The organism is Sphingomonas soli NBRC 100801, assembly GCF_001591025.1.
GTDB classification, from domain to species: Bacteria; Pseudomonadota; Alphaproteobacteria; order Sphingomonadales; family Sphingomonadaceae; genus Sphingomonas; species Sphingomonas soli.
Window position 1 is genome coordinate 211,240 of record NZ_BCTZ01000012.1, and the last position, 17,551, is coordinate 228,790.

Annotated in this window: 18 protein-coding genes and 1 riboswitch; of the genes, 9 read left to right on the forward strand and 9 right to left on the reverse strand. The window is 64.2% G+C overall.

Features of this window, described 5'->3' with window-relative positions; all coding sequences use genetic code 11:
• Positions 1-74 precede the first annotated feature (74 nt).
• Positions 75-1,523 carry a helicase HerA domain-containing protein gene (locus tag SSO01S_RS08990; protein WP_066798418.1) on the forward strand — a complete coding sequence of 483 codons (1,449 nt, stop codon included), beginning with the start codon at positions 75-77 and terminating at the stop codon, positions 1,521-1,523.
• Here the strand turns inward: SSO01S_RS08990 and SSO01S_RS08995 are convergent.
• Positions 1,509-2,423, reverse strand: a complete 915-nt coding sequence (locus SSO01S_RS08995; RefSeq protein ID WP_066798266.1) for an alpha/beta fold hydrolase — start codon at positions 2,421-2,423, stop codon at positions 1,509-1,511. The genes SSO01S_RS08990 and SSO01S_RS08995 overlap by 15 nt on opposite strands.
• A gap of 17 nt (positions 2,424-2,440) precedes the next feature.
• Positions 2,441-4,258 carry an ABCB family ABC transporter ATP-binding protein/permease gene (locus tag SSO01S_RS09000; RefSeq protein WP_066798267.1) on the reverse strand — a complete coding sequence of 606 codons (1,818 nt, stop codon included), beginning with the start codon at positions 4,256-4,258 and terminating at the stop codon, positions 2,441-2,443.
• Between the two features lie 117 nt (positions 4,259-4,375).
• Between SSO01S_RS09000 and SSO01S_RS09005 the strand changes: the two genes are divergently transcribed.
• On the forward strand, positions 4,376-4,783 hold the full coding sequence (locus SSO01S_RS09005) for a hypothetical protein (protein ID WP_157073696.1): 408 nt from the start codon (positions 4,376-4,378) through the stop codon (positions 4,781-4,783).
• On the opposite strand, the gene SSO01S_RS09010 is transcribed toward SSO01S_RS09005, so the two are convergent.
• The 5 genes from SSO01S_RS09010 to SSO01S_RS09030 all read right to left on the reverse strand — a co-directional run bounded on the left by SSO01S_RS09010 (position 4,737) and on the right by SSO01S_RS09030 (position 9,680).
• Positions 4,737-5,705 carry a phytoene/squalene synthase family protein gene (locus tag SSO01S_RS09010; protein ID WP_066798271.1) on the reverse strand — a complete coding sequence of 323 codons (969 nt, stop codon included), beginning with the start codon at positions 5,703-5,705 and terminating at the stop codon, positions 4,737-4,739. The two genes, SSO01S_RS09005 and SSO01S_RS09010, sit on opposite strands and share 47 nt — an antisense overlap.
• Complete coding sequence (locus tag SSO01S_RS09015) at positions 5,702-6,283, reverse strand: LOG family protein (RefSeq protein WP_066798419.1); 582 nt, start codon at positions 6,281-6,283, stop codon at positions 5,702-5,704. The genes SSO01S_RS09010 and SSO01S_RS09015 overlap by 4 nt, the downstream gene beginning before the upstream one ends.
• Before the next feature lie 13 nt (positions 6,284-6,296).
• Positions 6,297-7,775 (reverse strand): phytoene desaturase, encoded by a 1,479-nt coding sequence (locus tag SSO01S_RS09020; protein WP_174520773.1) that lies wholly within the window; start codon positions 7,773-7,775, stop codon positions 6,297-6,299.
• A complete protein-coding gene (gene crtY / locus SSO01S_RS09025; RefSeq protein ID WP_066798274.1) occupies positions 7,772-8,935 on the reverse strand; it encodes a lycopene beta-cyclase CrtY in 1,164 nt (387 codons plus the stop codon). The genes SSO01S_RS09020 and crtY overlap by 4 nt, the downstream gene beginning before the upstream one ends.
• Before the next feature lie 130 nt (positions 8,936-9,065).
• On the reverse strand, positions 9,066-9,680 hold the full coding sequence (locus SSO01S_RS09030; protein WP_066798275.1) for a glutathione S-transferase C-terminal domain-containing protein: 615 nt from the start codon (positions 9,678-9,680) through the stop codon (positions 9,066-9,068).
• Between the two features lie 85 nt (positions 9,681-9,765).
• Between SSO01S_RS09030 and SSO01S_RS09035 the strand changes: the two genes are divergently transcribed.
• From SSO01S_RS09035 to SSO01S_RS09060, 6 genes are all read left to right on the forward strand, one after another.
• Positions 9,766-10,395 (forward strand): TetR/AcrR family transcriptional regulator, encoded by a 630-nt coding sequence (locus SSO01S_RS09035; protein ID WP_066798276.1) that lies wholly within the window; start codon positions 9,766-9,768, stop codon positions 10,393-10,395.
• Between the two features lie 146 nt (positions 10,396-10,541).
• Positions 10,542-11,261: a hypothetical protein gene (locus SSO01S_RS09040; protein WP_066798277.1), complete on the forward strand. Its 720-nt coding sequence runs from the start codon at positions 10,542-10,544 to the stop codon at positions 11,259-11,261.
• On the forward strand, positions 11,258-12,013 hold the full coding sequence (locus tag SSO01S_RS09045) for a sterol desaturase family protein (RefSeq protein WP_439646559.1): 756 nt from the start codon (positions 11,258-11,260) through the stop codon (positions 12,011-12,013). The genes SSO01S_RS09040 and SSO01S_RS09045 overlap by 4 nt, the downstream gene beginning before the upstream one ends.
• A complete protein-coding gene (locus tag SSO01S_RS09050) occupies positions 11,964-12,380 on the forward strand; it encodes a DUF2141 domain-containing protein (RefSeq protein WP_245646680.1) in 417 nt (138 codons plus the stop codon). The genes SSO01S_RS09045 and SSO01S_RS09050 overlap by 50 nt, the downstream gene beginning before the upstream one ends.
• Before the next feature lie 83 nt (positions 12,381-12,463).
• Positions 12,464-12,574, forward strand: a riboswitch (TPP riboswitch).
• 36 nt (positions 12,575-12,610) lie between these two features.
• The gene (gene thiC / locus SSO01S_RS09055; RefSeq protein ID WP_066798279.1) at positions 12,611-14,506 is read left to right on the forward strand and encodes a phosphomethylpyrimidine synthase ThiC; all 1,896 of its coding nucleotides are present in this window, start codon (positions 12,611-12,613) and stop codon (positions 14,504-14,506) included.
• A gap of 62 nt (positions 14,507-14,568) precedes the next feature.
• On the forward strand, positions 14,569-14,769 hold the full coding sequence (locus SSO01S_RS09060; RefSeq protein WP_066798281.1) for a dodecin family protein: 201 nt from the start codon (positions 14,569-14,571) through the stop codon (positions 14,767-14,769).
• A gap of 219 nt (positions 14,770-14,988) precedes the next feature.
• Here SSO01S_RS09060 and SSO01S_RS09065 read toward each other — a convergent pair whose 3' ends face one another.
• Positions 14,989-15,219 (reverse strand): DUF2061 domain-containing protein, encoded by a 231-nt coding sequence (locus SSO01S_RS09065; RefSeq protein WP_066798283.1) that lies wholly within the window; start codon positions 15,217-15,219, stop codon positions 14,989-14,991.
• A gap of 157 nt (positions 15,220-15,376) precedes the next feature.
• Between SSO01S_RS09065 and SSO01S_RS09070 the strand changes: the two genes are divergently transcribed.
• Positions 15,377-15,991, forward strand: a complete 615-nt coding sequence (locus tag SSO01S_RS09070; protein ID WP_066798285.1) for a DUF6445 family protein — start codon at positions 15,377-15,379, stop codon at positions 15,989-15,991.
• Positions 15,992-16,045: 54 nt separating this feature from the next.
• Here the strand turns inward: SSO01S_RS09070 and SSO01S_RS17220 are convergent, their stop codons facing one another.
• Complete coding sequence (locus SSO01S_RS17220) at positions 16,046-17,296, reverse strand: Fic family protein (RefSeq protein WP_083942928.1); 1,251 nt, start codon at positions 17,294-17,296, stop codon at positions 16,046-16,048.
• Positions 17,297-17,551: the final 255 nt, after the last annotated feature.

Genomic DNA, 17,551 nt, shown 5'->3' on the forward strand with positions numbered 1-17,551 from the left:
GATGGCGGGTGTTTGCACAGCTTTTCGGCGAACCGAGCTTGCCCATCCGGGGCTCGATACGCCAAGGCGTGGACATGACGGTTAGCGTGGATATGGGCCTGGACGAACGCGGCGGCAGCGCCACGCTCGACCTGGAAGAGCTGCTCGCCACGCGTCTGCTGGTTCAGGGCAATTCGGGTTCGGGCAAGTCGCATCTGCTGCGCCGCCTCCTCGAGCGCTCGGCGGGGCATGTCCAGCAGGTCGTGATCGATCCCGAGGGCGATTTCGTCACGCTTTCCGATAGATATGGCCATGTCGCGATCGAGGCGGCGGATCATAGCGAGCGCGACGTCGCCCGCTTCGCCGCGCGCATTCGCGAGCATCGCGCCTCGGTGGTGCTCAGCCTTGAGGGGCTGGAGGCAGAGGGGCAGATGAAATGCGCCGCCGCCTTCCTCAACGGCCTGTTCGATGCCCCGCGCGATCATTGGTATCCGGCTTTGGTCGTGGTCGACGAAGCCCAGCTCTTCGCCCCTGCGGGCGGCGGCGAGGTGGCGGAGGATGTCCGCCGTGCCTCGCTCAGCGCGATGACCAATCTCATGTGTCGCGGCCGCAAGCGCGGGCTTGCCGGGGTGATCGCGACGCAGCGCCTTGCCAAGCTCGCCAAGAACGTCGCCGCCGAAGCGTCGAATTTCCTGATGGGGCGCACCTTCCTCGATATCGATATGGCCCGCGCCGCCGATCTGCTCGGCATGGAGCGCCGCCAGGCCGAGCAAATCCGCGATCTCCAGCGCGGCCATTTCCTTGCGCTCGGCCCCGCCATCTCGCGCCGCCCGGTCTCGATCCGGATCGGCGCGGTTGAAACCTCGGCGCGCAGCGGCAGTCCCAAGCTAACCCCGCTGCCCGAAGCGCCCACCGCCGATATTCGCGATCTCCTGCTCGCCCCGGCCGAGCCGACATGGACCCCGCCCGCCCCCGAAGCGCCGCGCGCCGTTCCGTCCGAAAGCCTGATCGAAGCGCTCGCCCGCTCTGTCCCGTCGCCCGAGCCCGAGACGCAGGTCGATCCCGAAGAGGCCGCGCAGCGCGTGGCCGATGTTCTCCGCGCGATCGTCGAGGATGGGGATTCCGCGCTGCGCTCGCCCTCGGTGCTCTATCAGGATTTCCTCGTCCGCTGCCGCATGGTCGGTCTCGCGCGACCGCCGCTCGATCTCTCTGCCTTCACCCGCCGGCTGTCCGCCGCGCGCGCAGGCATCCATGGCGATCCGGATGCGGAATGGTCGCAGGCGCTCGAAGCCGCCAGGGTGCTGCCCGACGATATGCTCGGGCCGTTCCTGCTCGTCGCCCGCGCCGCGCGTGAGGGGCTGCCATGCCCCAGCGACGAAGAGCTCGCCGCCACCTACGGCACCAGCTCGCTTGGCCGCGTCCGCCGGCTGATCCAGTATATCGAGAGCAAGGAGCTCTTCGTCACCCGCGTCGATCTGGCGGGCAAGCGCTCGATCACCATCCCCCGGCTCGGCTGGACGACCCAGGCCTCAGAGGCGGCGTAGCCACGCCTCCACCAGCCCCGGCTGGGTCACCGGCAGCATATGCCCGCCCTCGACGATCTCCACCGTCGCCCCCGGAATCGCAGCAGCCGTATCGGTCCCGTGCAGCTCGGGATCGAGCAGCGTATCGCCATGCGCATAGAGGATCGCGACCGGCAGCTTCAGCGTGCCGTATCGCGGCGCCTGCGCGTCCATCGCGCCTTTCGCCATGCCCAGCTCGAACGCCCCCGATTGGAAGCCGGCCGGGCGCATCGCCAGCATGCCGCCGCCCTTCACCGCGAAATCCTCCGGTACCGGCTCGGGGTGGAACACCTCCATCGTGCGCGCCTTGCCCGTGCGCATCGCGATCGGGATCGCCAGCGTCCAGGCTATCGGCGCGCGCAGGAATGCGGGTACCACATAGCCCTTGAACGGCTCGGGCGGGCGCTCGATCGGCTGGGTCAGCGGCGCGATCAGTGCCAGCCCGCGCACCTTGTCTGGATGCGCCAGCCCGAGCGCCAGGCTCACCGCGCCTCCCATCGAATGCCCCACCAGCAGCGGCTTGCTCAATTCCAGCCGGTCGATCAGCGCCGCGATCGCATCGGCCTGCCCGGCGATATCGAGCCGCGCTCCGCTCTTCGAATAGCCCCATCCCGGCCGGTCGATCACGATCACCCTATGGTCGCGTGCCATTGCGGGGGCGAGCGCATAGGTGAAGATCCGCCAGTTGCTGAGCACGCCGTGGATCATCAACACCGGCGGCGCATCGCGCGGGCCCAGGTCACGATAATGAAAGCGCACCCCCCCTGCTTCGATCGTCGCGCCCTCGGCGGGGATCGCGGCCTCGATCTTGCCGTTCACATAGAAGGACCAGCCGGCCAGCGCGGCAATCAACGCGACAATCCCAAGCACCACCCAGATCATCGCGTCATCCCCTCCGTTTAGCCCTCGGCCAGTTCGCCCTCTTCGCGTTCCTGCGCCTGCCGTGCCCACATCTCGGCATAAAGTCCGCGCTTGCGCAACAATTGCGCGTGCGTGCCCTGCTCGGCGACGCGCCCGGCCTCGAGCACGATGATGCGATCGGCATGCACCACGGTGGAGAGCCGGTGCGCGATCACGATCGTCGTGCGGCCCTGCTCGATCGCCTCCAGCGTCGCCTGGATGTCCGCCTCGGTGCGGCTGTCCAGCGCACTGGTCGCCTCATCCAGGATCAGGATCGGCGGGTTCTTGACCAGTGTCCGCGCGATCGCCACGCGCTGCTTCTCGCCGCCCGAAAGCTTCAGCCCGCGTTCGCCCACGCGCGTGTCGAACCCCTCGGGAAGCGACTGGATGAACCCCGCAATCGCCGCGCCCCGCGCCGCATCGGCCACCTCTTCGGGCGTCGCGCCCTCGCGGCCATAGGCGATGTTGTAGCCCACCGTATCGTTGAACAGCACCGTATCCTGCGGAACGATGCCGATCGCCGCGCGCAGGCTCGACTGGGTCACCTGGCTGATATCCTGCCCGTCGATCGTCACGCGCCCGCCGGTCAGGTCGTAGAAACGGTAGAGGATGCGCGCGAGCGTCGATTTGCCCGCGCCCGAAGGCCCAACCACGGCCACGGTCGCCCCCGCCGGAATATCCAGGTCGATGCCCTTCAATATCTCGCGCTCCGGGTCGTAAGCGAAATGCACGCCTTCGAAGCGCACATGCCCCTTGGCCACCGCCAGCGGCTTGGCATGGGCCACATCCTTCACCTCGGCATCGGTGTCGATCAGGTCGAACATCTGGCCCATGTCGATCACGCCCTGGCGGATCGTGCGATAGACCATGCCGAGCAGGTCGAGCGGGCGGAAAAGCTGCGCGAGCAATGTCGATACCAATACGACATCGCCCGGCGTGAATTCGCCCCGCGCCCATCCGAACACGACCAGCGCCATGCCCGCGGCCAGCATCGCATTGGTGATCAGGCTCTGCCCGATATTGAGCCAAGCGAGCGAATTCTCGCTCACCGTCGCCGCCTTGGCATAAGCGGTCACGGCGTCTTCATATCGCTTCGCCTCGCGCTTCTCGGCGTTGAAATATTTGACCGTCTCGAAATTGAGCAGCGAATCCACCGCATGCGCGACGGCCCCGGTGTCGAGATCGTTCATCTGCTGGCGCAATTTGGCGCGCCAATCGGTCACCCAGCGGGTGAAGGCGATATAGATGACCACCATCGCGAGCGTCGCCACCACCAGCCAGCCCGAAAAGCGCGCGTAGAAGATGCCCAGCACCAGGCTGAGCTCCAGGATCGTCGGTGCGATGTTGAAGAGCAGGAAATAGAGCATGGTATCGATGCTCTTGGTCCCGCGCTCGACCACCTTGGTCACTGCGCCCGTGCGCCGCTCCAGATGGAAACGCAGCGAGAGACTGTGGAGATGGCGGAATACGTCCGCCGCCAGCCGCCGCGTCGCATCCTGACCTACCCGTTCGAACACGGCGTTGCGCAGATTGTCGAACACGGTCGTGCCCAGCCGGGCGGCGGCATAGCCCACCACCAGCAGGGTCACGAGCATCACGGCGTCGCGCGGCCCGCTCGCCATCCGGTCGATCGCCCCCTGCAGCGCGAAGGGCGCGCCATAGACCTGTACCAGCTTCGACGCGACGACGAGCAGCATCGCGATGACGATGCGCACGCGCAGCCCCGGCGCATCCTTGGGCCACAGATAGGGCAGGAAGCGCCGCATCGTTCCGAACAAGGGGCGTTCGGGGTCGGAAGTCGGATTGTCGGGTGGCATCGCGCCTGATTTGGTGGGTCCGGCGCGCGGATGCAACGCTTCGATGCCGTTGGCGCGGTTTCCTCTTTTCTCCGGAATGCGCTAGCTGCGGTTCCGGATACGAAGCGGGGGCATTTCATGCGCATGGTTGGCGGCACGTTGATCGGGTTGATTGGTGCCCTTGTGCTGGTCACGGGCATTCGTCTGCTGGCGCTGACCCAGCATCCGCTCGCGGACATGGCGGTCAATGATCCACAGGCGATGAACGCCTGGATCGCGGGCGCGCCGATTGCACTGGTCGCATTGTACGCAGCGGCATGGCCGCTCGGCGCTTTGGCTGGCGGCGTGCTGGCGAGCTATATTTCCCGATCGCATGTGCCCGCGTGGATCGTCGCGGCGATTGCGGTGCTGCTCTCGGCCAGCGCGATGCTGACGCTCACCTTTCCTGTATGGGCACAGGTCGTGCTGGTCGCCGGGCCGCTGGTCGCGGGCTGGCTGGCTACGCGTCTGGTGCCGGCCGGCGCGGCCGATCCCACAGATGGCTAGGCCGCGGCTCGGGCGGGAATAGTTTCCGCCGCGCGGCTGCCTGCCACGCGGATTTGCCGATCCAGCCGATCTTCTCGAACGCGCTCGTCTTCACCCGATGATCCCAGGCATGGTCGCCGCGCGCCACCACCTTGCGTGCGATATCGCCATAGATGCCCGCCGCCGCCAGCACCGCCCATGCCGATCGGAAGCCCAGCTTGCGCGTGCCGATGCGCGCGCTTTGCTCATGCTCCTCCGCGCGCTCGGCCATCCGCCGCACCAGCATGGACAAGCGGTTGCGGAACGGCGGCTTCATATGCTGCCCCGGCGGCACGTCGATCTCGGTCAGCCATTCGTCGGGCAAATAACAGCGCCCGGCGCGGTCATCCTCCTCCACGTCGCGCGCGATATTGGCGAGCTGGAAGGCGAGGCCCAGATCGCATGCGCGGTCGAGCGTGTCTTCGTCCTGCGGGTCCACTCCCATCACGATCGCCATCATGCAGCCGACCGCCCCCGCGACATGGTAGCAATAGCGATACAGGTCGCTTTCGTGGCGCGGTCCCCAGCCATCGGCGTCGAGCGCAAAGCCCTCGATCACGTCCCACACATAGCGATGCGGCATGTTGGTTTCGGCCACCACGATGCGCAGCGCGTCGAAAGCCGGATCGCCCACCCATTCGCCGCGAAGCGCCTGCGCTGTCAGCGCGCGCATCTGCGCCAGCCGCGCCGGAGCGTCGGCCACTGCCGTCATGCCATGGCCATGGTCCTGCCCATCGGCCAGATCGTCGCAGGCGCGGCACCATGCATAAAGCAGCCATGCCCGTTCGCGCGTGGTGCGGTCGAACAGTCGGCTCGCCGCGCCAAAGCTCTTCGATCCCTTCGCGATCGACTCCCCCGCCGTCGCGACGATGGCCGCGCGGCCCGGAACCGAGTGGGGCTTCACAAATCGTCGCGCTTCATATGGATGATCGGCACGGTCGGCGCGGCGTTCGCCATCTTGTCGAGCAGGCCGTCCAGTTCGGTATCGACGTGCAGCAGCCCCTGATGCTGCGGCCGCAGGAAGCCGACCTTGCCCATATGCTCCCAGAATTCGATCAGTTTGTCGTAATAGCCCGCGACGTTGAGCAGGCCGATCGGATCGGTGTGATAGCCAAGCTGCGCCCAGCTCAGCGCCTCCCACAATTCGTCCATCGTGCCCGTGCCGCCGGGCAGGTTGACGAAGCCGTCGCCCAGTTCGACGAAGCGCGCCTTGCGCTCGTGCATTGTGTCGACAACGTGGAGCTCGGTCAGCCCGCGATGCGCGACTTCGGCGTTCACCAATGCGGTCGGGATGATTCCGATCACTTCGCCGCCCGCCTCCAGGCACGAATCCGCCACCGCGCCCATCAGGCCCAATTTGCCGCCGCCATAGACCAGCCCGATCCCGCGCTCGGCCAGGCTGCGGCCAACGCTGCGCGCGCATTCGATATAGACCGGGTCTGCCGGGGTCGCCGATCCGCAATAGACTGCGATACGCTTCACTTCACTGCTCCAGTTACCGGCCATCGCCGAGCATCAACGCCGCCGTGGCCTTGGCGCTGCCGACCACGCCGGGAATGCCTGCCCCCGGATGCGTGCCCGCGCCGACAAAGTACAGGTTCGATATCGCATCGTCGCGATTATGCGTGCGGAACCATGCGCTCTGGGTCAGCAGCGGCTCCAGGCTGAATGCCGATCCCAGATGCGCCGCCAGATCGGCCTTGAAGTCGCTCGGCGCGTAGCTGAACTTGGTGACGATCCGCTCCTTCAGGTCGGGGATCAGCCGCCGTTGCACTTCGGCCAGGATGCGCTCCTCCAGGATCGGGCCAAGCTCGTCCCAGTCGGCGGGGAACTTGCCCAGATGCGGCACCGGTGCCAGCGCGTAGAAGGTCGAATGGCCCTCGGGCGCCATGGCGGGATCGCTTGCGCTCGGATGATGCAGATAGAGCGAGAAATCCTCGCTCAGCACGCCATGATCGTAAATGTCGCCCAGCAGCCCCTGATAGCGCGGGCCGAACAGGATCGAATGGTGCGGGATGTTGGGAAACTCTCCCTTCACCCCGAAATGCACGACGAACAGCGAAGGCGAGAAGCGCTTGTTGACCAGCGCCTTGGCGGTCCGCTGGCTGCTGCGCGACGTCTTGAGCAGGTCGCGATAGCTGTGGACCACATCGGCATTGCTCGCCACCGCATCGACTTCCATCGCAAAGCCGCTCGCGGTCTGGATGCCGGTCACCCGGTCGCCCAGCGTGTCGATCGCGGTCACCGGATCGCCCAGCCGCAGCACGCCGCCCAGCCGCTCGAAATGCCGGACCATGCCCGATACGAGCTTGTTGGTACCGCCCTCGGCCCACCAGACGCCGCCATCGCGCTCCAGCTTGTGGATCAGCGCATAGATCGAGCTGGTCTTCATCGGATTGCCGCCCACCAGCAGCGTGTGGAACGACAGCGCCTGGCGCAGTTTCTCGTTCTTCACGAAGCTGGAGACCATCGAATAGACCGAGCGCCACGCCTGATACTTCATCAGCGAGGGGGCGGCTGCGATCATCGTCTTGAAATCGAGGAACGCCACCGTTCCCAGCTTCACATAGCCTTCCTCGTACACCCCGGCCGAATATTCGAGGAACTTGGCATATCCGGCCACGTCCTCGGGATTGAGCTGGGCGATCGCCGCGCCCAGTTGCGCGTCGTCGTTGGAATAATCGAATGCCACGCCATCGGGCCAGGACAGCCGGTAAAAGGGCGTCACCGGCTTCAGCTTCACATCCTCGGCCATGTCGTGGCCGGATATCCGCCAGAGTTCTGCCAGCGCTTCGGGGGCGGTGATCACGGTCGGCCCCGCATCGAAGGTAAAACCGTCGCGCTCCCAGAAATAGGCGCGCCCGCCCGGCTTTTCGCGCGCTTCGATCAGGGTGGTGTCCACCCCCGCCGATTGTAGCCGGATCGCGAGCGCCAGCCCGCCAATCCCTGCACCGATTACCGCTGCGCGCTTCACTTGCTGTTCCCCCATAGCGCCTTCGCCGCGCGCCCGATCGGCACGGGCGGCTTGCCCGTCAGCGTCCTTAGCCGGTCATAGGCTGTCGAATTGCCTGCATAAAACCGCCCGATCAACTCGGGACTAAGCCGGTAGAAGCGCTCGAGCACGCGGTAGCGTTCCGCCGGTTCGGCCGCCTTGAACAGCATCGTCGCCAGCATCCGGTAAAAGCGCCGCTTGCGCCAGGTGACGCGCGCGAAATCGTGGAGCAGATCGTGCAGCGCCTCGCCCGAAAGGTCGCTTGCGCTGGCGACCAGGGTGGCGGCGCGCACCGCGTCGGGCAGCGAATAGCTGGTCAGCGGGTGGAACAAACCGGCGCGAACACCTGCCTTTGCCACCTTTTCCCCACCCGATCGCCAATAGGCTTCGAAGTCGCCGCCCATCGCTACCGCCAGCGATCCCGCTTCCTCGCGCACCAGTTTCTCGACCTGCCAGCCCTTCGCCGCCGCATGGGCGTCGAGCCGCCCGCGCAGCGCGTCGACGTCGATCTCGGGCGTGTCGCTATAATAAGTATCTTCGACAAACAGCCGCGTCGCGCCGAACGGCAGCGAATAGACGAAGCGATAGCCGTCGAGCTGCTCGACGGTCGCGTCCATGATCATCGGCCGCTCGATATCGTGTATGTCGGCGAGCGCGAGTTCGCGGCCATAGAATTTCTGCCAGCCGCATTCGAGCAGCGAGAGATCTCCCGGGCCGCGACAGTCGATCACGCCGCCGGCTTCTATCCTGTCACCATCTTCGAACATCACGGTCTTGTTGGTCGTCGCGGCCACCTTTCGGCGGGTCATCACGGCGCCTTCGGGCATCTGCGCGCGCACCACTTCGTCGAGCCGTCGCGATTCGATCGAGTAATAATGCGATCGCAGCGTCCGCGAATGCGCCGGGAACGCCACGTCATAGCTCGCCCAGCCATGGCAGATCAGCGGCGCGGTGAGCCAGCGATTCGCGGGCGCCACATCGCTCGCGAAGAACGACCAGAGATGGTTTCCCCCCAGCGCGCGCCCGCTCTCGATCAGCCGCACATCGGCATGCGGGCGCTTCTTCCTGAGCGCCAGCGCGAGCAGTCCTCCGGATAGTCCGCCGCCGACAATGGCGACGTCGCACTTGATGGTTGCGGGCATCGGCCCGGCCTAGCCCAAGCTGTCTTGTGCATACAAATAAAAAGCCCCCTCCGGCTTGGGGCCGAAGGGGGCAGGTGTGGCGGGAGTGGCCGACGCGGCCACGCCCGAAAGGCGTTCAGGCGAAACGGGTTCAGGCCGCCTGTTTGAGCAGCGTCAATTCGGCGGCCATCGCGCGGGCGACCGACGGCCGCGCGCGCAGGCGGGTCCTGTAGGCAAGCAGCACCGGCCAGTCCTGGATCGGCACCTGGGCGGCCTCGCACCAGTTGAGCACCGCCAGCAGATAGGCGTCGGCCACGCTGAAGCGGTCCTCCAGAAAGTTTTGCCCCTCCAGATGCTGCGAAAGCACGGCAAACGGCCGGGCCGCGCGGGCGCGCGCACTATCCCTGTCGCCTTCGCCTGCCTTGCCGAGCAGCGGCGCGAAAACCGATTTGTGCAGCTCGGTCGCAATGAAGTTCAGCCAGGCTATCATCCGGTAATGCGCGTCGGAAAAGCCGGTGAAGTTGAGCGTCCCCTCGGGCGCCAGCTCGGCGATATAGGTCAGCACTGCGGGGCCTTCGGTCAGCACGAAGCCGCTGCTGGTCTGGATCGCGGGCACATATCCCATCGGGCTGATCTCGCGGAAATCGCGTCCGTCGGGCAGGCGGTAATCGCGTCCCACCTCGACATAATCTGCATCCAGCCCGGCCTCTTCCAGGGCGATCCGCGCCGCGAGCGAGCAGGCAAAGGGACGGAAATACAGCTTCATGGCGGCCTCCCGATGGCGCTTGTATTTTTATACAATCCCGCACAAAAATGGACCGGTCAAGAATTATTTGCGAGTGTGCATAAAAATGCCCGTCCGTGGGCGCGGCCGTCCGCGCAGTTTCGATCCCGATGAAGCGCTGCGTCTTGCCGGCGAGCGCTTCCGGACGCAGGGCCTGGCGGGCACGTCGCTCGACGATCTGTCCGAAGCCACCGGGCTCGCGCGCCCCAGCCTTGCCGCCGCCTTTGGCGACAAGCGCGCGCTCTACATCGCGACGATCGAGCGCCTCACCGCCCGCGTCGAAGAACATCTCCTGCGCCTCGGCGAACGCGGTCTGCCGCTCGGCCCCCTGATCGAACGCTTGCTGGTGGGCGGCATCGATCTCTATTTCGCGGGAGCCGATCAGCCGGAAGGCTGCCTGATCATCAACACCGCCGCCACCGCCGCCGCCAGCGATGATGAGGTCCGCGCCCGCCTCTCGGCGTTCATCGCGATGCAGGACCGGCGGATCACCGGATTGCTCGCTGCCGCCGGCAGCCCCGCGCCCGAAGCGCATGGCCGTATCGTCGCCGCGATGCTCCATTCGCTCAGCGTCCGCGCCCGTGCAGGCGAGCCGCGCGAGGTGCTGGTCGATCTGGCCAAGGATGCCGCCTCCCTGATCGCGGGAACCAACTCCTCCTCCGGAGGGGGGGCGGCGAAGTTGGTGGGGGGGGCGTAACCTCTGGGCGGTACCGCTGTTGCTCTCGCGCGCCTCTCGCCCGATCCCGCTCCTTCAACGCCTTCCAGAATCACCTTCGATGCGCAAATTTGCAGTTTCGTTTCCGTAACTTGCAACACCCGCAAAGCCCGGTATCGCTTTGCCCCATGACCATCGCACTTCTCGTCGCGGCGCTCGCAGCAGCGCCTTCCGGACAGGATGTCCCGCTTCCCCCTGTCCAGTTCCCGACCCTGCCTAAAGGGGCGGATCAGGCCGCGAGCTTCGGCGTGCATGGCTGGGCCCTCGAAGCTTCGGCAAAGGGCGATCTGAACGCTGACGGAAAGCCCGATATCGCGTTCGTCCTGCGCGGCGTCTTCACCGCCAATCGCGTGAAGCGCGAGATGTGCGAAAGCCCGCTCGATACCAATCCGCGCATCCTCGCCGTCGCCTTTGCCGACGGCGATGGCTATCGGCTCGCCTTCACCGACACCACGCTCATTCCCCGGCGCGAGGATGGTTGCGCGGTCGATCCCTTCGGCGCTGAATCGCTATCGATCGTAAAGGGCACGCTGCGCATCGGGTTCGAGCGGATGATGAGCATGGGCGGCGGGGATGCCGGCTCCACGACTTTCACGTTCCGCTGGCAGGATAATGCCATGCGCCTGATCGGGTGGGACTATTCGAACGTGCAGCGCTATAGCGGCGAAATGGTCAGCATCAGCCTGAACTATCTCACCCGACGCGCCAAGACCGCCACAGGCCGGATCGACAGCGACAGGGAAAAGATCGTGTGGAGCGGGCTCAAGCCCGCTCCGCTGCTGACGCTCGACGCGGTTGGCGATGGTCTGGCGTTCGATCCCGAGGGCCGGATCGCAAAGATGCCATGAGCCTGCTGGCCGCCGCCGCGCTTTCCGCGCTGGCGATGACGCTCATCGTCGGCGTGCGCTATCTGATCGTCTCGGGCGCGTTCGCCTTTGCCACGCGGGCGCGGCATCCCGGCCTCTATGCCGGGCAGGGGCGGCAGATCCGCCGCGAGATAGGCTGGAGCCTCGCCAGCGCGGCGATCTACGGCGTCCCTGCAGGAATCATTGCCTGGGGCTGGCAGAATCGGGGCTGGACGCTGATCTACACCCAGGCCGATGCCTATCCGCTCTGGTATCTGCCCGTTTCGGTTCTGCTCTATCTGCTCGCGCACGACACCTGGTTCTACTGGACGCATCGCTGGATGCACCGCCCGCGCTGGTTCCGCATCGCCCATGCCGTCCACCATGCCAGCCGCCCGCCCACCGCATGGGCGGCGATGAGCTTCCACTGGGTCGAGGCGCTCAGCGGCGCTGTGGTAATCCCGCTACTGGTCTTCATAATTCCGATTCACGCCGCCGCGCTGGGTCTGGTGCTGGCGATCATGACGGTTATGGGCGTCACCAATCATATGGGCTGGGAGGTTTTCCCCCGGTTCATCCATAGCGGGCCATTGGGGGCCTGGCTCATCACCGCGAGCCATCATCAGCGGCACCACGAATTTTATGGATGCAATTATGGCCTCTATTTCCGGCACTGGGACCGGCTCTGCGGCACGGACCGGGGTCTTGGCGATTTCAGCCGCGCTGCTGCTGGCCGCCGCCGCGCCGGTTCCTGAGACCAGCCTTCAGATCGACATTGTCGGGCTGCGCTCGCAAAAGGGCGTCGTTCAGCTCTGCCTGACGCGTGAGCCAAAGGGTTTTCCCGATTGCACCAAGGATCCCGGCTCGATCCGCCGCACGCTGCCGGCCAGCAATCCGCGCATCCGGCTGACCGGCCTCGCCCACGGCGATTATGCGATCTCGGTGATCCATGATGCCAATGGCAATGCGAAGCTGGATACCGCGCTGGGCATCCCGCGCGAAGGCTTCGGCTTTTCGCGCAACCCGGCGATCGGCTTCGGCCCGCCCAGCTTCGCCGCCGCGCGTTTCACCATCGGCGATGCCGCCCAGACGCAACAGGTGCGGATGAAGTATCTGCTTTAGCCGCGCCGGCGCTTCCAATCGCGTCCTCGACCACGCGACCGGCGCGGCGGGGCTGGCGCTTGGCTTCCAAGCCTTCTACAAGACGGCCATCCCCGGGGGAGCGCTATTCCTGCGCTTGAGAGGAGGGCAGGAGCCTTCGACCCGCTGAACCTGATCCGGTTGACACCGGCGTAGGGAGGGAGCGGTCCGTCACCATAAGGTCCGTTTCCTCCGCATGGAGTGGAACTGACATGGCCGACATCCCCGCACGTACCGAACTGAACGTCACCACTGGCCCCATTCGCGGCAGCCGCAAGGTCCATGTCGGGCCGCTGAACGTCGCGATGCGCGAGATCGATCTCGAGCCCAGTTCGGGCGAGCCGCCCCTGCGCGTCTATGACACGTCCGGCCCCTATACCGATCCGCAGGCGCGCATCGATATCATGGCCGGCCTGCCCGAGCTTCGCCGCGAATGGATCCGTGGCCGCGGCGATGTGGAGGAGGTCGCCCAGCGCGATGTCCGCCCCGAGGACAATGGCCAGCTCGGCCCCGATCGCTCCGGCGGTGTCCAGCCTTTCCCCAATGTGCGCAAACAGGTGCTGCGCGCCAAGCCGGGCATGAACGTCACCCAGATGCACTATGCCCGGCGCGGCATCATCACGCCCGAGATGGAATATGTCGCCACGCGCGAGAATCTCGGCCGCCAGCGCCTCAAGGAATATGCCCGCGACGGTGAGAGCTTCGGCGCGTCCATCCCCGATTACGTCACCCCGGAATTCGTCCGCGACGAAGTCGCGCGCGGCCGCGCGATCATCCCGTCGAACATCAACCACCCGGAATCCGAACCGATGGCGATCGGCCGCAATTTCCTGGTGAAGATCAACGCCAATATCGGCAATTCGGCGGTCGCCTCCAACGTCGCCTCCGAAGTCGACAAGATGGTCTGGTCGATCCGCTGGGGCGCGGACACGGTCATGGACCTCTCCACCGGCCGCAACATCCATGACACGCGCGAATGGATCCTGCGCAACTCGCCCGTCCCGATCGGCACCGTGCCCATCTATCAGGCGCTCGAAAAGGTCGGAGGCATTGCCGAGGATCTGACCTGGGAAATCTTCCGCGACACGCTGATCGAACAGGCCGAGCAGGGCGTCGATTATTTCACCATCCATGCCGGCGTTCGCCTCGCTTATATCCCCATGGCGGCGAAGCGCGTCACGGGCATCGTCTCGCGCGGCGGATCGATCATGGCGAAATGGTGCCTCGCGCACCACCGTGAGAGCTTCCTCTATGAGAAGTTCGACGAGATCACCGAGATCATGAAGGCCTATGACATCGCCTATTCGCTGGGCGACGGCCTGCGCCCCGGCTCGATCGCCGACGCGAACGACGAAGCCCAGTTCAGCGAACTCTACACGCTCGGCGAGCTCACCCACCGCGCGTGGAAGCAGGACGTCCAGGTGATGATCGAAGGCCCCGGCCATGTGCCGATGCACAAGATCAAGGAGAATATGGACAAGCAATTGGAGGTATGCGGCGAGGCCCCCTTCTACACGCTCGGCCCGCTCACCACCGATATCGCGCCCGGCTATGATCACATCACCAGCGGCATCGGCGCGGCGATGATCGGCTGGTACGGCACGGCGATGCTCTGTTACGTCACGCCAAAGGAGCATCTCGGCCTCCCCGATCGCGATGACGTGAAGGTCGGCGTCGTCACCTATAAGCTCGCAGCCCACGCCGCCGATCTCGCCAAGGGGCATCCGGCAGCGCAAATGCGCGACGACGCGCTCAGCCGCGCGCGCTTCGAATTCCGCTGGCGCGATCAGTTCAACCTCAGCCTCGATCCCGATACGGCGGAGGATTACCACGATCAGACGCTGCCCGCCGAAGGCGCCAAGTCCGCGCATTTCTGCTCGATGTGCGGCCCCAAATTCTGCTCGATGCAGATCAGCCAGGAGGTCCGCGAATTCGCCGGCAGGCAGAACCAGTCGGTCGAAGGCTTCCTCGCCACCGGCCCGACAGGCGCCGAAACCGCGCAGGCAAGCAAGGCCGCAGCGCTCGCCGGCATGGAAGAGATGAGCAAGCGCTTCAAGGAAACCGGCAGCGAACTCTATATGGGCGCGGGTGGCCGCGAGCACGATTGACAGGTTCGGCCCGTTGCGGTCCAAGGATCGCAGCGGGTTGGGGCTTCGTGAGGAGTCCGTAAATGTCTGTCGCCAAGAATATCGAAGTCATCGCATCGTCGACCACCAGCATCGAGGATGCGGTCAAATCCGGCGTCGCCAAGGTGGGTGAGACGGTGAAGAACATCCAGGGCGTCTGGGTGAAGGACATCAAGGCGGTGGTCAGCAGCAATGCCGTCACCGAATGGCGCGCGACCCTCGCGATCACCTTCGTCGTGGATTAGCCTGCGCCTCCCCTCCCTTTATGGGAGGGGACGATCTGCCCGATCAGCCATCCGCTATTCGCGCTGCCCCGCGAACAAAGAAAGGCCTCGCGCTTTCCCCGCGATTCCAGGAGACGGCGCGCGACGCGCCACATCGTCGCGTCCTTGCGCGCAAACTCCCTTCTTCTCCGCGCCTTCAGCGCCTCCGCGCGAACAATTTCCGCTCCCCGGGCCTCGCCCTCAATGCGCCGCGCCCATCCCGTCATGCCGGTGCATCAGCACCGCGCGCCAGCTCAGCTCGCCCCGCCAGGCGCGCTCGTGAAAGAAAAACACCACCGCATTCACCATCGGCTCGATCAGCGCGATGCCGCCGGCGATCGCCACCGATCCGGTCAGCGCATAGGCCACCGAAAACCCCACCAGCAGATGGAGCGCGAGAAAGCTGAGCGTTTTGGCAAGGTCGCGGTTCATAGCGCATCTATTTATTGCGAATCGTTCGCAATTCCAGACCCGCGTCTCGCTTTCTGTGATCGCCCCCGCCGATCAATCGAGCGTGCGCCGCCGCATCACGAGGGCTACCCCCATGCCCCCGATGGCCATTCCCCGCAGACCGCGTTAGCCTCCGCTTATGCCGCCCAGCTTCCTCATCATCGATGATTTCGCCGCAAACCCGCACGAGTTGCGCCGACAGGCGCTCGGCCTCGGCTATGATCCCGCGACGAAGCTCGGCAACTATCCCGGCATCACCTCCACGCGCGCGCTCCCGATCAAGGGGCTGGACGATTATGTCGGCCGCGTGATCGGTGCGCCGGTCCAGCCCGCCCCCGGCACCCTCCACGGCCATTGCCGCCTCACGCTGCGCGGCGATCGCGGCGTCAGCGGCGTCCATATCGATCCGGCTTTCTATTCGGGCATCCTCTATCTGAGCCTCCCCGAAGACTGCAAAGGCGGCACCGATTTCTACCGCCACCGCCGCACCGGCCTCGATCGCGTGCCGTTGAGCGCGGAGGGCATCGCCGCCGCCGGCTATACGGACGTGAACCGGCTGATAGAGGAAGTCGTCAATCAGGACACGCTCAAACCCGCCAAATGGGAAAAGACCTTCACCGCCCCCATGCGCTTCAACCGCCTGATCCTGTTCAGCCCCTGGATGTTCCACAATTCAGCGGCGGGATTTGGGGACAGGGCGGAGAATGGGCGGTTGGCGTATTTGATGTTTTTTGCGGGTGGCCTAGGGAGGTAAGCCCGCACAGCATTAGCTCCCCGTGAGCTTGCGGTGTCGCTATCATTCCTATTTCTACCGGATAAGCGTCGCGGCTTGCGGCGGAAAACTCACGTGGAAATCTTCTTTTCGGCGACGTGGGAGAAAGGCAAGTATGATGCCCTTGTTGGCTTTGAAAACGCTGCCTTCCCGCACGATCAACCCCTCTCTAATTAAATTATTAATGTCGCGAGATAGGGTCTTAGATGTCTTATTTGCGTACTCTTCTGCAAGCTCGGCGGTCAACCTCCTAATTTCCGAACGCGGTGCGCCCGCCTCCCGCTGAGTTAAGGCGAGAACTAGCTTTATCTGTCGTTTATCTGAGGAGGTCTTATCCTGACCAAATTTCTCGTAAACGTAATTTTCCCAAGCCACGGTCCATTGATAAGTACGAACTAGCGTCAATTGCGACCGAAGCTGGTCAACAAGGCCTCCAATTGAATAATTAACAAATGGCAGAGGATCTCCTCCATTTTTAGAAGATCTGGATAGCATCCTGTAATACTCACTACGAGTTTCATTGTAGTGATTACTTAGAAGATGAGCCGCGGTAGAGGGTAATCCCGACTCCATTAATATTCTAACCTCTACTGCCCTCGCGGTTCTACCATTTCCATCACCGAACGCGTGAATCCACGCCAAATACAAATGTGCAATTATCGCCTTTAAAATGCCATAGGTGATAACGTCTCCTTGGTTTGGAGCTTTGAATTGGTTGAGCCAGTCGCAAAGTTTTTCCATTAAGTATGGGCAATCTCTGCAATCAGGAGCCTTATAATCCATCACCCCAACGGAGGTTGTTCTATAAACTCCAGGATTTACATGCTCGTCTACGTCGAGGCCTGCTAATATTTCTCTGTTATATAATTTAATGTCATCGGGAGTAATCGGGCGGCATCCATTGGTTTCTATGGAATCCGCGATCTCGTTACTAATCCGCAACACATTATCAATTTCAGTTTGGAGGTATTTTTGTGATTGAGGCACCACCTCGGAACCCTCAATCCGAGCCAATACTTGCTCTTCGCTCAATGTGTTGCCTTCGATGGCGGCGGTCGCGTGGACGCCCTTTGCGAGATAGAGCCGGTGCAGCGTGGATGCGATGTCGGGGCGAAGTGGCACGCCCGCCAGATGCTCGCATTTCGATTTCGCCTCCCCGAGGTTGAGCCACATCGCAGCGACCGCTGCCTTTAGATCCATTCGAAAAGTTATGAATGGATGTGTCTTCTCGAATGTCTCTGGACCTGTCCTTTTGAGGAGTTCAAAAAGTGGCGTATATTCCGGCATATAGCTTCTCTCGATGGCCAGATGTGACGTTCTGATGTCCGCCTTACAGGAGCTATTTTCGGTAGGAAACCCTATATCATCCCTAAGCAGGCGATAATGTGCTCTCGATAGCGAGGTTTCTGAGTGATGCTCTTTGAAGACGGTGACGCGCAGCCTAATCCCGAAAGGATGGATGCCGGAACGCAGGTGGCTCGATCGGCAGATCGATCTTGCGAGTCTACCTTCCCTGATGGATGCTCCCGCGCCACACCTCGG

Coding starts and splice junctions, on each gene's coding strand:
- SSO01S_RS08990 (WP_066798418.1), top strand. CDS start 75: ATGACGGTTAGCGTGGATATGGGCCTGGACGAACGCGGCGGCAGCGCC.
- SSO01S_RS08995 (WP_066798266.1), bottom strand. CDS start 2,423: ATGATCTGGGTGGTGCTTGGGATTGTCGCGTTGATTGCCGCGCTGGCC.
- SSO01S_RS09000 (WP_066798267.1), bottom strand. CDS start 4,258: ATGCCACCCGACAATCCGACTTCCGACCCCGAACGCCCCTTGTTCGGA.
- SSO01S_RS09005 (WP_157073696.1), top strand. CDS start 4,376: ATGCGCATGGTTGGCGGCACGTTGATCGGGTTGATTGGTGCCCTTGTG.
- crtY (WP_066798274.1), bottom strand. CDS start 8,935: ATGCCCGCAACCATCAAGTGCGACGTCGCCATTGTCGGCGGCGGACTA.
- SSO01S_RS09030 (WP_066798275.1), bottom strand. CDS start 9,680: ATGAAGCTGTATTTCCGTCCCTTTGCCTGCTCGCTCGCGGCGCGGATC.
- SSO01S_RS09035 (WP_066798276.1), top strand. CDS start 9,766: ATGCCCGTCCGTGGGCGCGGCCGTCCGCGCAGTTTCGATCCCGATGAA.
- SSO01S_RS09040 (WP_066798277.1), top strand. CDS start 10,542: ATGACCATCGCACTTCTCGTCGCGGCGCTCGCAGCAGCGCCTTCCGGA.
- SSO01S_RS09045 (WP_439646559.1), top strand. CDS start 11,258: ATGAGCCTGCTGGCCGCCGCCGCGCTTTCCGCGCTGGCGATGACGCTC.
- thiC (WP_066798279.1), top strand. CDS start 12,611: ATGGCCGACATCCCCGCACGTACCGAACTGAACGTCACCACTGGCCCC.
- SSO01S_RS09060 (WP_066798281.1), top strand. CDS start 14,569: ATGTCTGTCGCCAAGAATATCGAAGTCATCGCATCGTCGACCACCAGC.
- SSO01S_RS09065 (WP_066798283.1), bottom strand. CDS start 15,219: ATGAACCGCGACCTTGCCAAAACGCTCAGCTTTCTCGCGCTCCATCTG.
- SSO01S_RS09070 (WP_066798285.1), top strand. CDS start 15,377: ATGCCGCCCAGCTTCCTCATCATCGATGATTTCGCCGCAAACCCGCAC.
- SSO01S_RS17220 (WP_083942928.1), bottom strand. CDS start 17,296: ATGCCGGAATATACGCCACTTTTTGAACTCCTCAAAAGGACAGGTCCA.